Raw genomic sequence first — 12294 nt, 5'->3', positions numbered from 1 at the left:
CTAGCGTCCCGCTTTCCTGTGCTTTACTGCTCGTGGTGCGATTCCAAGGTGTGGCGGCTGGGAGTGATCCCTGGCCCGTCGGCTCCGCGCGGTGCGGAGTGACCCGGCAACGACCGGGGCCAAGCGGTGATACCCCGCTCCTGCTCGGATCCGACCCGGGTCCCTGGTTGATGCTTTCATTCACCCAGAGGTAGCGAGCCATGTTCACAGGACGTATCGAGACCACCGCCACCGTCGCCGAGGTACGCGACGAATCCCTCCGGATCACAGTCGATCCAGCTATCCCGCTCGTTGCCGGAGGCGCCGTCTGTCTGGACGGTGTCCGGCTGACGATGATGTCGGCCGAACCGGGCGAGCTCGTGGCCACTGTCACCGACGAGACCCGCCGGCGGACAACGCTCGACCGAGTCACCGCCGGTACTCCGGTCCACTTCGAACTGCCCCTTGCGGCCGGTGACCGGATCGACGGGCACCTGGTCCAGGGGCATGTCGACGGCGTCGGCAAGGTACTCCGGGTCGACGACGAGCCGGCCGGGCGACGGGTTTGGATCAAGCCGGGTGAGCGGCTGCTCGCGCGGTTGGTGGCGAAGTCGTCGGTCGCGCTGAACGGGGTCAGCCTGACGGTGGCCGAAGTGCTCAAGGACCGCTTCTCGGTGGTGCTGGTGCCGGCCACGTTGCAGAAGACGAATCTCGGCACGCTCGCGGCGGGTGACCGGGTCAACCTGGAGAGTGACCTGCTCACCCGGATGGCACGGGAAGGGCACGGGCCCGAGCTGCTCGAAGCGGTGGCCCGGTTGCCATGGGCGGGTCACCTGAGCGGGCCGGTCGGCGTACAGAAAGTCGTTGCCCAGTTGGCCGCCGGCGGTGGTGTCGTGGTGTGGGATCCGACGCTGGAAGGCGAAGGGGATGTCGTCTTCGCGGCCGAGCGGTTCCGGCCGGAGGCGATGATCTTCCTGCTCACGCAGGCCTGCGGGCACACGACGATTCCGTGTGCGCCCGAAGTGCTGGAGCGGTTGGAGATTCCGCGGATGCCTGGCGAGGGGGATCGGCAGGGCACCCGGATGCATGTTCCGATCGATCTGGCCTCGCTGCCCGGGACCGGGGTGAGTGCGGCCGACCGGGCTGCCACGATTCGGCGGCTGGCCTCGGCGGACGCAGTACCGGGGGATTTTCTTCAGCCGGGGCACGTCTTTCCGCTCGCAGCTCGGTCGGGGTTGTTGAGTGAGCGTCGCGGGCACACGGAGGCGACGGTTGCGCTTTGTGTTGCTGCCGGTCTGGCTCCGGTCGGGGTGTGTTGCGAGGTGATGCGGCCGGATGGGGTGATGGCCGATGCTGTCGACCTGGAGCAGTTCGCGCTGCGCTGGGATCTCCCGATGATCGACGTCCATGATCTCGCCCGGTGGCTGTGATGGCCCTCAAGGTGACCCCTGGCGAGGTCAACCGTTAGAGTTACTGACTGGAAACATCGGCCTGCTATCGCCGGGTCAAGGCCCGGCGGGCTCGGAGGATCGACGTGGCACTGGGTAGGACGTCCCCGCGGGACCTGCCGCTGTTCGCGGAGCTGTCCGGCCGGGAGATCAAGGACATCTTCCGGGCCGGCGAAGAGGTCTCGGTTCCGGCCGGCTGGTCGCTGATCCTGGAGCAGACGCCACCGGACGCGGCGTACCTGATCCTGAGCGGGACGGCGGCGGTCCGGGTCAAGGGCGAGGAGATCGCCGTCCTCGGCCCGGGTGACATCGCCGGCGAGGTCGCGGTCCGGCAGAACCGGTTGCGGACGGCAACGGTCACGGCGAAGTCGCGGCTGCAGTTGCTGCACTTCACCCGGGAGAAGTTCGACGACCTGACCGACCGGCTGCCGAACTTCCGCAACGCCATCGACGCCACCATCGCCGAACGCCGTGGTCCCCAACCCGGCTGAGCCCGCCGGCCCCGAGCCCGCGGGCCGTGAGCCGGCGGGCCGTGAGCCGGCCGGTGCCGAGTCGCCCGGCCCGGAGCCTGCCGGATCTGAGCCGGATCTGGTGGCGATGCAGCGGGAGTTCGAGCAGGCGCTGCTCGGTGGTGAGCGGAAGTTCACCAGGATCCAGGTGTCCGAGCGGGCCGGTATCTCCAGCGAGCGCGCAGAGCAGATGTGGCACGCGCTCGGCTTCGCCACCGTCCCGGACGACGAGATCGCCTTCACCGACGGCGATGTCGAGGCGCTCCGGCTGGTCGCGGCGCTGGAGGACGACGGCTTCATCGACCCCGCGGTCGAGTCCTCGCTCGCACGCAAGCTCGGCCAGACCCAGTCCCGGCTGGCGTCATGGCAGTCGGCGATGTTCCTGGAGTTGCTGGCCGGCTCCAAGCTCTCCGCGGACGACGCCATCGAGGTCGCATCATTGTTGCTTCCGGCAATGGAACGGTTGCAGACCTACGTCTGGCGACGGCATCTCGCGGCGGCCGCCGGTCGCGCCATGGCCGGCTCCGACGAGCTGTCCCGCGGAGTCCGGGTGGTGGGCTTCGCCGACATCGTCAGCTATACCAGGCTGACCCGTCGGCTGTCCGTGGTCGAGCTGGGCAGCCTGATCGAACGCTTCGAAGGCCTCGCCGCCGATGTGGTCGCGCTGAACGGCGGCCGGGTGATCAAGTCGATCGGTGACGAGGTCCTCTTCGTCACCGACACTCCCGCCCAGGGCGCCGCACTCGCACTGGCCCTGCAGGACAAGGTCTCCGAGGTCGGCGACATGCCCGAGCTCAGGATCGGCCTCGCCTACGGCAGCATCCTGATCCGCCTGGGCGATGTGTACGGCGAGGTCGTCAACCTCGCTTCCCGGTTGACGTCGGAGGCCAAGCCCGGTCGCGTTCTCGCCGACCGTGAGCTCGCGGGCGCGCTCGACGGCCATCCGGCGTACCGGTTGCGCAGGCTTCGGCGGGTCTCCGTCCGCGGCTACCACCACCTGACGCCGTACGCGCTGCAGCGCGCTTCGTCGGACCACTGACCCGTCAGAGACAATGGCCGGGTGGATGAGATTTCAACGGCTGGGGAGCTGGCGTCGATCGCTGACGGGGATCCATTGGTGATGTGGGCCGGGCAGGGTGAGGTCGGTGGCCGAGTCAGAGCCTGGTACTCCGGGGACGCGGTGGCGGTGGCCGTTCATGATCTGTCGAAGCACGACCGGCTGGTGGTACGCGGGCCGATCGATGACCTCGCGCCACTCGTCGCCAGCGCGCTAGCGGAGATCGGGCGGCACCTCCGGCCGTTCGGCGAAGAGGCGCTGATCCGCGAGCTGGTCGAGCGCGTTCCCGGGCTGTCGGTCCGGGCGGCGTTCGGGTGGATGGAGACGACAGTTGCGCCTCCCCAGACGACCACGGCTGCGTGGATGGAAGGCGACGCCGGGGTCGACGAGCTCCTGAGCGAGGCATCGCCGGACTCCTACGCATGGCCGGGAAGTTCCGGCGTACTCCGGTGGGCAGCTGTCACTGGTGAAGCGGGCGAGTTGCTGAGCATCGCGGCTGACGCCTGGAGTGCTCCCGAGGTGGGGTTCCTGGCCGGGGTGGCTACGAAGCCGGCTGCGCGAGGGCAGGGATTGTCGCGGCAGGTGTGTGCGTTCGCGACGGCCGAGCTGGTGAAGCGGCATGGACTGACAGCACTGATGGTCCACGGTGACAACGATGCGGCGATAGCTGTCTATCGCAAGCTGGGCTACAAGTACCGCGCGGTTGCCGCGGCGCACGTGTAGCCCAGCGTTATTGGATCAGCGAGTCGGGGTGATCGTCAGCGTGACGCCCGGCTTGGACGACGTCGGCGGCGTCGGGGTGGGTGTCTTGCCCGGAGTCACGCTCGCGCCTGGCGGCGTGGGGGTCGCCGATGGTGTGGCGGGTGTCGTCGCCGGGGCAGGCGGCGGTACGAAGGGGGCCTTGTCGGAGTCCTTGCAGTTCTCGCTGGAGCCGTAGCCATCCGTGATGGTGCGCTGCGGGAAGGTGTTGCTGACAGAATCCGTGTTGCTCTCGGGAGTGTTGATCCGGCAGTCCTGCACTGGCAGGTTGATCGGGTTGCCGCTCTGGTCGTAGAGCCGGACCTTCACCTGCCGGCCCTGCTCGTCGAACGGGTAGATGTTGTCGACCTGGTTGCCATCCAGCCACAGGCCGCTTTCGCGGTAGCTGGCGGAGCTGGCGGAGTAGTCGTCGCCACTGCCGAACACTCCGGACGACGTGCCGCCGACGAAGCTGAAGGCCAGCCAGATCGGCACGATGATGGTCGCGATGACGTTCAGCGGTACGACGTACCAGAGCCAGCGGCGATCCTGCTGCGTCTTGCGGCCGATCCAGACCGAGACGGCGGCTCCGGCCAGGGCGCCGACCACCGTGACGGCAGAGGCCCCCGACATGGCGAAGATCGCGCCGCCGCCGACGACGCCGCGTGCCACCCACCAGACAGGCTGGCCGATGGTGACGAGCTCGTGCCGCACGTTCGGCGGGACCTGATCGAGCATGCCGCGGATGGACTCGGCGGCCTGCTGGCCGCGTCGGGTCTCCAGCACGACCTCCGGGTTGCTGCCGCGCAGAGCCCGCACCCCGAGGTACGCCGCGCCAAACAACGCGATCAGGCCGATCACGCCGAAGAACAGCGTTTCCTCGGTGCCGTTGGCCAGGCCGATGACCACGAAGAACGGTCCGACGATCGCGGCGGCAATGCCCCAGCGCAGCGCGGTTTCGCCGCCGGTCTTCTCCTTCGGGGTCGCCTTGCGGGGCGGGTAGCCGGCCGCGGTGCGCAGCTCATCGGCGTACTGCTGCGGCGTCCCGAGGCGCTCCTGCAGTGAGGCGGCCGTCGGCTCGTCCTCGAACTCAGCGGCGACCTCGGTCAGGTGGCCGCTGACATCGTCGAGCACGTCGGCCAGTTCGCCCGGCGGGAGGTCGCTCAGCTCGGCCCTGACCTGAGCCAGGTAGGTCGCGACCGGTCCGGTCAGAGTGCTGTTCACGCCGCCTCCTCGAGCAGCAACACCGACATGGTGTCGGCGAAGTGGTTCCACGTCTTGGTCGACTGAGCGAGCAGGTCCAAGCCGGTCTTGTTCAGTCCGTAGTACTTGCGGTGCGGGCCTTCCTCACTCGGCTGCACGTACGACGTCAGCGCGCCGGCCGCGAACAGCCGCCGCAACGTCCCGTACACCGAGGCGTCGGCGACGTCCTCGAGCCCGGCCGCGCGCAACCGGCGCAGTACGTCGTAGCCGTAGCCGTCCGCATCGCGCAGCACAGCCAGGACGGCCAGATCGAGCACGCCCTTGAGCAGCTGACTCGGGTCCATCGCCTCCACCACCTCCATTAGGTGCACCGCGAGACCGGACCCCTCAGACCGATCCCGCGGTGCTCTGCCGACCACACTACTACACACCGCAGAGTACTCCGCAATCCTGTTTCACCCCGAAGCGTCAGGTGCTGGGTGTTCCCCACGCGCTCTCCTTCGTCGCGTGCTTGGTCGAGCGCTCCCGCCCACCGGGTGTTTGCGCTCCTGCGTCGCGCGGTTTGACCACGTGTGGGTGGTCGGCCAGGTTGGCGAGGCGTGATGCGGTGGGTGTCCTGTCCCGACCGACAGGACATAGTCCTCGAATTGACCCGGGCAAGCGTTTGCGCGACCCGAAAATCGCACTATGTCCTGTCGGTCGGGACAGCATCCGCGACTCGCTCACTCCTCATGAGGCCGCGTCGGTGGTTGAGCGAAATCGATCAAGTCGGGGCAGCCCGGGGTCGGTCACAGTGGAGGTATGAACTCCACGGATGTGTTTGCTGGCTTTGTCGCCGCGGTTGCGGACAGCCTCGACGAGCCGGATACGACGGGGTGCGATCTGGCTGAGCGGGTGCATTTGTCGCGGTCGCATTGCGATCGGGTGATTGCGGCTGTGGCGGGTGAGTCGCCGTCTGCGTTTCGGCGGCGGTTGTTGCTTGAGCGGGCGGCGTACCGGTTGTTGGCGGGGGATGCCGGGGTGCTCGAGTTGGCGATCGAGGCGGGGTACGGGTCGCATGAGGCCTTTACGCGGGCGTTCAGCAGGGCGTTCGGGATGTCGCCGCGAGTGTGGCGGCGGGAGCCGTCGCGGCGGTTCTTTCTGTCGGCGCCGAGTGGAGTTCATTTCCAGCCACCGGCAGGTTTGCGCCTGCCCGCTCAGAAGGAGACGAGAGGGATGGACGTACTGGTCAGGATGGTCGAGCATCACGTCTGGCTCACCGGGGAGCTGATCGAGCGAGGGAGCCGGCTGCCGGCCGTGGAGCTGGACAAGCCGATCGAGCTGTCGGTGGAAGGGATAGACGACGACGTGTCGATCCGGTATCTGCTGGATCGGCTGGTCTGGCAGGAGGAGATGTGGCTGGCGTCGGTGGAGGACCGGCCGTTCCAAGTGCCGGAGTGTGGACGCGACGTGACCACGCCGATCGCCGAGTTGCGCAGTCGGCATGCGGAGGCGGGTTCGCGGTTCGTGGTGCTGGTGAATCGGCTGAACGAAGAGGGTCGTTTCGACGACAGCTTCGTCGACATCACGTGTGAACCGCCGCGCGTCTTCACCTACGGCGGGATGGTCGCGCACGTACTGACCTTCGCCGCCCACCGCCGATCCTTGCTGATCGGCGCCTTCTACACCGCAGGAATCAACGACCTCGGCTTCGGTGACCCCATGCACTTCGTCGCCGATGGTACTCCGAGCTAGCGCAGTTGATCCCACGCGCTCTCGTACGTCGCGAGCGCGTTCGACCGCCTTCCGCCCCCAGCGGCAGATGGCCTCCACCCGACCTTGAGCACCGCCCAGCCACCCCAACCGGCCGAACCGCGCCCACCCCGTGCCCAACGTCGCCCAGCCCCTGCCGTTCGGGGAGGAAGATACCCCCGGATCGGGCCAAAATCCGCCTCAGGTCCAGCGAAAATCCTCCCCAAACTCCAACTCCCAGCCACACCGGATACCAACTGGCGTGCAGGCAGGCAATGGATCCTGGCCATCACGAACTCCGGCTGCAACACGGCTACCGCGACAAGCGTTGGCGGGCATCGCACAGGAGTCGGAGAATCTTTCGTCGCTCAACCCGGTGCAACAGGGCGCGTGGAGCAACCCCAGGAGCGGGCATCGGAGGTCGCGTGGGATTGAACCCCACACGGCAAGCCCAATCGCCGGTTAGTTCTTCGGGTCGTGGAGGTCTGGGCGTTCGCTCGGGGTGTTGATGGTGACCTCGAGGGGCGCGGCCTTGGCGGTCGGTGGGTTGACCTTGCCGACGGTGATCGGCAGGTTCAGCTTGCTGTTGGCCAGGTCGATGTCGATGGTCGCGCCGGTGTCGTTGGGGGTGGTCCACTCGGTGTCGCTCAAGGTCACCGCGAGGCCGAGCACGCGGCCCTTCGGGATCACCTGGTCCTGAGCGCGCAGTGGCACGGTGACGGTTGACCACTTGCCTGGTGTCAGCGGCTTCGGCTTGCTCAGTGAGTTGCTGTGCGCGGCGTCGCCCCAACCGCGGCTGACGATGCCGTGGTCGCTCTCCGCGGTCTGCTTCTCGACCGTGAAGTAGCAGGAGTCGTCGTAGTCGACGCTCGAGCCTTCGCAGGTCGAGGTGTCGGTACGCCGGATCCCTGAGTACCGCTCGGCTTCGCCGTACTCGACCAGGCGTGCGGTCACCGGCGTGGTCGGCGAATCGGACTTGACCCGCAGCGTCACCGTCGGGGTGCCGCTGACCCGGATCGCCGCCGGCAGCGGTGCGGACAAGAACATCTGCCGCCCGGCGATCACCGCCGACGGCGTGGCCACGATGTCGTCCTCGGTCAGCGACGGCTCGTCGGTGATGGAGACGGACCCCTTGCCGAACGCGCCGAGCTTGCCGGCCGACAGCGGGACCGGCACGGTCTTCTGCGTGGCCGGCCAGGTGCTGTAGTTCTTCCACTCGTCCGGAGCGGTCTCGACGGTCGCGATCGGCTCGCGCATCACGTTGTTCTGCAGGCCTTGCAGCCAGAAGTCGAACCACTTGTGCAGCTCTTCCACCCACTCGTCGCGGCGGAACTCGAACGGGTCCACGTGGTCTTCCAGGCCGAGCCAGATCTTGCGCGGTACGCCGTTCTTGGCCAGCGCGGTCCACCATTGCGCGAAGTGGTTGGTCTGCACGTTGTAGTCGCTCAGGCCGTGGGTCACGAAGACCGAGGCCTTCACCTTGCGCGCGTCCTTCAGGTAGTCGCGCTCGGCCCAGAAGCTCGTGTAGTCGCCGGTCTCGTCGTCGTCCTGCTCACCCAGGTCGGCGCGCACCGCGGCGCAGGCCGGCGTCTTGTGACCGACGTAGTCGGCGAGCCAGGGCATGTAGTCGACCGAGTACGGTACGCCGCCGGAGCGGGAGTAGTCGTACCACGAGGAGATCGCCGAGATCGGCACGATCGTCTTCAGCCCGCGGACTCCGGTCGCGGCCACGCCGTTGGCCAGCGTGCCGTCGTAGGACTTGCCGATCATCCCGACCGAGCCGGTGGTCCAGGTCGCCCGGACGGGCGCGCCGTCGGCGGTACTGGCGGTGTTGCGGCCGTTCAGCCAGTCGATCACCGCGACCACCGAGTCGATCTCGTCCTTGCCGCCGACGTCGCCGCAGCCGGTGGAGCGGTTGGTGCCGACGATGTCGACGCCGACCATCGCGTACCCGCGCGGGACGAAGTAGTTGTCGTAGAACAGCGGCATCTTCTGGATGTCGCCGTTCTCGTCGTAGGTCTTCTTCTCGCTCTCGTTGCCGCGTCCGCAGCAGGAGTAGTACGGCGAGGCGTCCATGATGACCGGGATCTTGCGGCCGGCCGCGGCGGTCTCGCGGGGGCGGACGATGTCGACCGCGATCACGTCGTTGCTGCCGTCGGAGTCGGTGTCCATGGTGGTATCGACGTACACGGACTCACGGATCGCGTTGGCGTAGTCGTAGACCGGCTGCGTACTGCGCTTGCCCGGGTCCACGTTCGGCGGTACGTCGGAGTCCGCGGCCCGCGTTCCGGGCTGATCCGCATCCGGCGCCGGGGCCGTTTCAGAGCTCTGCTCCGTGCTCTCCGGGGCAGCGAAACCCCCGAAGACCCCGTCCGGCGCCGGCGCGGCAGCCGCAGTACCGGTGACGGTACTCAGGCCTAACAGCGCGGTGGACGAAGCCAGGAGGAGCACCCTGGCGCGGACGGTCGTCATGGCTGGGAAGGCTAGTCATTCCAGCGCCGCAAAGCCAGGTTCTGAGAACATTCCCGGCCACATCACAGCCACACAGGGTGATGCCGGCGCCACTTCCGATAGTGTGACCGCCACCCAGGGGGAGATGTACGGAAGGTGGGCAAAGCGATGAACCTGCGAGCACCAGTCACACTGCTCGATGTGGCGCAGCGCGCGGGCGTGTCCGTGGCGACCGCTTCACGCGTGCTGAACGGCGGCGACCGGGTGCCACGCCCGGAGCTGCAGGAACGCGTCCGGGACGCCGCGGCGGCGCTCGGCTACACGCCGAACGCCCAGGCGCAGGCACTGGCGAAATCGTCGACCAACGTGGTCGGCATCCTCGTCCACGACATCGAGGACCCGTACTTCGCGGCGATCGCGAACGGCGTGATGCGGGCCGCCGACGAGCGCGGCCTGCTGGTGATGATGGCCAGCACGTTCCGTGACGCCGACCGTGAGATTGCCTACCTCTCGTCCTTGCGCGCTCAGCGGGCCCGGGCCGCGGTGATGATCGGCTCGCGCCGGACCGACGCCGAAGGGCTGGCCCGGACGGCGACCGAGATCGAGACCTTCCTGAACTCCGGTGCGGGGCTGGCCCTGGTCAGCCAGGCAGGCATGCCCGCCCACACGATCGAGCCGGACAACCGGGCCGGCGCGGCCGAGCTGGCCCGGTCGCTGGTGGGTCTCGGGTTGCGCAAGTTCGGCGTACTGGGTGGTCCGGAAGGGCTGGCGACGGCTCGGGACCGGCGTGACGGGTTCGTGGCCGGGCTGGCCGAGTCGGGGCTGGAGCCGGTCGCAGTACAGGCCGGTGAGTTCACTCGTGACGGTGGACATGCGGCGGCGCTGGAGCTCCTTGACAGCAAGGCGGATCTCGACTGTCTCTTCGCCGTCAACGACGTGATGGCGGTCGGTGCCATGTCGGCGCTGCGGGCGCGCGGGGTCGACGTACCGGGGGAGCTGTCTGTCGCGGGCTTCGACGACATCGCGACGCTGCGGGACGTCTGGCCCGGGCTGACCACTGTGCGGTTGCCGCTGGAGCAGATGGGCCGCCGGGCGCTGGAGTTGGCGGTCGAGGGTGGCGAGCCGCAGACCGAGACGTTCCCGGCTGAGGTCGTCCTGCGGGAGAGCACCCGGCAGCGCTGAGCCTTGCGAGCTCTGAATATGCTCGCGGAGTGACTGATCCCGCGCAGATCTCCGAGATTTTCGACCCGTCGGTCTGGAAGCAGGTCGACGGGTTCGACCTGACCGACCTCACCTACCACCGCTCGGTGGATGCCGGGGTGGTCCGGATCGCGTTCAACCGGCCCGAGGTACGCAACGCGTTCCGGCCGCAGACGGTCGACGAGCTGTACCGGGTGCTCGACCACGCGCGGATGTCGTCCGACGTCGGCTGCGTGCTGATCACCGGCAACGGCCCGTCCCCGCGCGACGGCGGCTGGGCGTTCTGCTCCGGCGGCGACCAGCGGATCCGGGGCAAGGACGGGTACAAGTACGCCGAGGGCACCACGGCCGACACGATCGATCCTGCCAAGGCCGGCCGGCTGCACATCCTAGAGGTGCAGCGGCTGATCCGCTTCATGCCGAAGGTCGTCATCTGCGTCGTACCGGGCTGGGCGGCCGGCGGCGGGCACAGCCTGCATGTCGTCTGCGACCTGACGCTGGCCTCGGCCGAGCACGCGCGGTTCAAGCAGACCGACGCGGATGTCGCCTCCTTCGACGGCGGGTTCGGATCGGCGTACCTGGCCCGGCAGGTCGGGCAGAAGTTCGCCCGCGAGATCTTCTTCCTGGGCGACGAGTACTCCGCCGAGGACGCCTACCGGATGGGCATGGTCAACAAGGTCGTGCCGCACGCGGAGCTGGAAGCCGTCGCGCTGGAGTGGGGCCGGAAGATCTGCGCGAAGTCGCCGACCGCGCAGCGGATGCTGAAGTACTCGTTCAACCTGATCGACGACGGCCTGGTCGGCCAGCAGATCTTCGCCGGCGAGGCGACCCGGCTGGCCTACGGCACGGACGAGGCGGCCGAGGGGCGCGACTCCTTCCTGGAGAAGCGGCCGGCCGACTGGTCGGGCTACCCGTACGCGTTCTAACGGGAGTTCGTGAGTAGTTCCCAGAAACTATTGTTCGAGCTACTGACAGTTCTCGGTAAGTCACTTACCGTCGACCGGTATGGACAACCTCTCCCGCCGTGGACTGCTCGCGGGAGCCGGTGCGCTTGTCGCCGCCGGTTCCCTCGGCCTTCCCACCGCCTCCGCCCGCCCTGTCCGTGCTGCCGCGCTGCCCGCCACCAAGCGGTTCAAGATGAGCGCGACAACCAACGAGTTCTTCCGCAGCAAGCCGCTGTGGGGTCCGACGGTGATGCAGTCGTTCGCCTTCGACACCCCGAACAACCGGCTGTTCACCGGCCAGCTCAGATCAGGCACGCCGGCCAACAGCGGTGACCTGACACTCAGCCAGCTGAGCTTCTCGGGGACCGTGCTCGGCCACATGTACCTGAACGGCTTCGGCCATGCCGTCTCGATCGGCGCCCAGGCGGTCGGCAGTACGACGTACATCTGGACCGAGACGGACGTGGACACCGCGAACGGGCGGGGACGTCAGATCTGCCGGTTCCCGTGGAAGAACGGCGCCACCCTGAGTTCGTCCTCGGTGACGAAGTGGAAGCCGGTCGCGGGCGGCAGCGTCTTCACGCCCGCGGTGGACCAGCGGTACGGCCGGCTCGGCGTACGCCACTCGTCGCCCGACGGCATGCGCATCAATGTCTACGACCTCGCCGCAGCGTCCGCTGGGGACTACTCGACCGTGCTCGCGTCCTTCAAGCAGCCGACTTTGACTGCGGGTGTCGCCTTCCAGGGCTGGGCGCTCTACGGCTCGTACTGCTACTTCTGGGAGGGCACGGCCTATCCCGGCGAGCCGGACGAGACCAAGGCCAACTCGAAACTGTGGGCCTACGACATCAACGCCGGGAAGATCGTGGACTCGTTCCTGACCCTGGCCGGGAAGAGCCTGACCTACCGCGAGGCCGAGGGGATGGCGGTCTACGGCTCGACCGACGCGACCGCCCGCCTGTACTTCGGCTTCGCGTCGGGCGTCAGCGGCGACCGCCGAGCCAACCTCTTCTACCGCAACGACCTGGTCTAGC

11 protein-coding genes are annotated in these 12294 nt (G+C 68.1%); 8 read left to right on the top strand and 3 right to left on the bottom strand.

Annotation, left to right across the window (positions count from 1 at the left end):
* Window positions 1–200: 200 nt before the first annotated feature.
* The 4 genes from A3ES_RS0120020 (at window position 201) to A3ES_RS0120005 (ending at window position 3716) form a co-directional block, all read left to right on the top strand.
* On the top strand, window positions 201–1409 hold the full coding sequence (locus A3ES_RS0120020; protein WP_020388624.1) for a riboflavin synthase: 1209 nt from the start codon (window positions 201–203) through the stop codon (window positions 1407–1409).
* A gap of 104 nt (window positions 1410–1513) precedes the next feature.
* The gene (locus A3ES_RS0120015) at window positions 1514–1918 is read left to right on the top strand and encodes a cyclic nucleotide-binding domain-containing protein (protein ID WP_020388623.1); all 405 of its coding nucleotides are present in this window, start codon (window positions 1514–1516) and stop codon (window positions 1916–1918) included.
* Complete coding sequence (locus A3ES_RS0120010; protein ID WP_020388622.1) at window positions 1899–2975, top strand: adenylate/guanylate cyclase domain-containing protein; 1077 nt, start codon at window positions 1899–1901, stop codon at window positions 2973–2975. Before A3ES_RS0120015 ends, A3ES_RS0120010 begins: the two co-directional genes overlap by 20 nt.
* Before the next feature lie 21 nt (window positions 2976–2996).
* Entirely contained in the window at window positions 2997–3716 is a 720-nt protein-coding gene (locus A3ES_RS0120005; RefSeq protein WP_026163027.1) for a GNAT family N-acetyltransferase, read from the top strand.
* Between the two features lie 15 nt (window positions 3717–3731).
* Here A3ES_RS0120005 and A3ES_RS0120000 read toward each other — a convergent pair whose 3' ends face one another.
* On the bottom strand, window positions 3732–4955 hold the full coding sequence (locus A3ES_RS0120000) for an HAAS signaling domain-containing protein (protein ID WP_020388620.1): 1224 nt from the start codon (window positions 4953–4955) through the stop codon (window positions 3732–3734).
* Entirely contained in the window at window positions 4952–5278 is a 327-nt protein-coding gene (locus A3ES_RS0119995; protein WP_026163026.1) for a PadR family transcriptional regulator, read from the bottom strand. The genes A3ES_RS0120000 and A3ES_RS0119995 overlap by 4 nt, the downstream gene beginning before the upstream one ends.
* 457 nt (window positions 5279–5735) lie before the next feature.
* Between A3ES_RS0119995 and A3ES_RS0119990 the strand changes: the two genes are divergently transcribed.
* Window positions 5736–6668, top strand: a complete 933-nt coding sequence (locus A3ES_RS0119990) for a helix-turn-helix domain-containing protein (RefSeq protein WP_026163025.1) — start codon at window positions 5736–5738, stop codon at window positions 6666–6668.
* 459 nt (window positions 6669–7127) lie between these two features.
* Here the strand turns inward: A3ES_RS0119990 and A3ES_RS0119985 are convergent, their stop codons facing one another.
* A complete protein-coding gene (locus A3ES_RS0119985; RefSeq protein ID WP_020388617.1) occupies window positions 7128–9137 on the bottom strand; it encodes a Xaa-Pro dipeptidyl-peptidase in 2010 nt (669 codons plus the stop codon).
* Window positions 9138–9284: 147 nt separating this feature from the next.
* Here A3ES_RS0119985 and A3ES_RS0119980 point away from each other — a divergent pair, with 147 nt between their 5' ends.
* From A3ES_RS0119980 to A3ES_RS0119970, 3 genes are all read left to right on the top strand, one after another.
* On the top strand, window positions 9285–10298 hold the full coding sequence (locus A3ES_RS0119980) for a LacI family DNA-binding transcriptional regulator (protein WP_020388616.1): 1014 nt from the start codon (window positions 9285–9287) through the stop codon (window positions 10296–10298).
* Between the two features lie 29 nt (window positions 10299–10327).
* Window positions 10328–11242, top strand: coding sequence for a 1,4-dihydroxy-2-naphthoyl-CoA synthase (locus tag A3ES_RS0119975; RefSeq protein WP_020388615.1), 915 nt, complete (start codon window positions 10328–10330; stop codon window positions 11240–11242).
* Between the two features lie 79 nt (window positions 11243–11321).
* Window positions 11322–12293: a phage baseplate protein gene (locus tag A3ES_RS0119970; RefSeq protein ID WP_020388614.1), complete on the top strand. Its 972-nt coding sequence runs from the start codon at window positions 11322–11324 to the stop codon at window positions 12291–12293.
* Window position 12294: the final 1 nt, after the last annotated feature.

Source organism: Kribbella catacumbae DSM 19601, assembly GCF_000372465.1.
In the GTDB taxonomy this organism is placed as follows: domain Bacteria; phylum Actinomycetota; class Actinomycetes; order Propionibacteriales; family Kribbellaceae; genus Kribbella; species Kribbella catacumbae.
Note: the sequence above shows the minus strand (reverse complement) of the source record. Positions and strands in the feature narration are given on the sequence as shown.

Excerpts from the sequence above, each read along its gene's own strand:
- A3ES_RS0120020 (WP_020388624.1), top strand. The coding sequence starts at position 201 with ATGTTCACAGGACGTATCGAGACCACCGCCACCGTCGCCGAGGTACGC.
- A3ES_RS0119995 (WP_026163026.1), bottom strand. The coding sequence starts at position 5,278 with ATGGACCCGAGTCAGCTGCTCAAGGGCGTGCTCGATCTGGCCGTCCTG.
- A3ES_RS0119990 (WP_026163025.1), top strand. The coding sequence starts at position 5,736 with ATGAACTCCACGGATGTGTTTGCTGGCTTTGTCGCCGCGGTTGCGGAC.
- A3ES_RS0119985 (WP_020388617.1), bottom strand. The coding sequence starts at position 9,137 with ATGACGACCGTCCGCGCCAGGGTGCTCCTCCTGGCTTCGTCCACCGCG.
- A3ES_RS0119980 (WP_020388616.1), top strand. The coding sequence starts at position 9,285 with ATGAACCTGCGAGCACCAGTCACACTGCTCGATGTGGCGCAGCGCGCG.
- A3ES_RS0119970 (WP_020388614.1), top strand. The coding sequence starts at position 11,322 with ATGGACAACCTCTCCCGCCGTGGACTGCTCGCGGGAGCCGGTGCGCTT.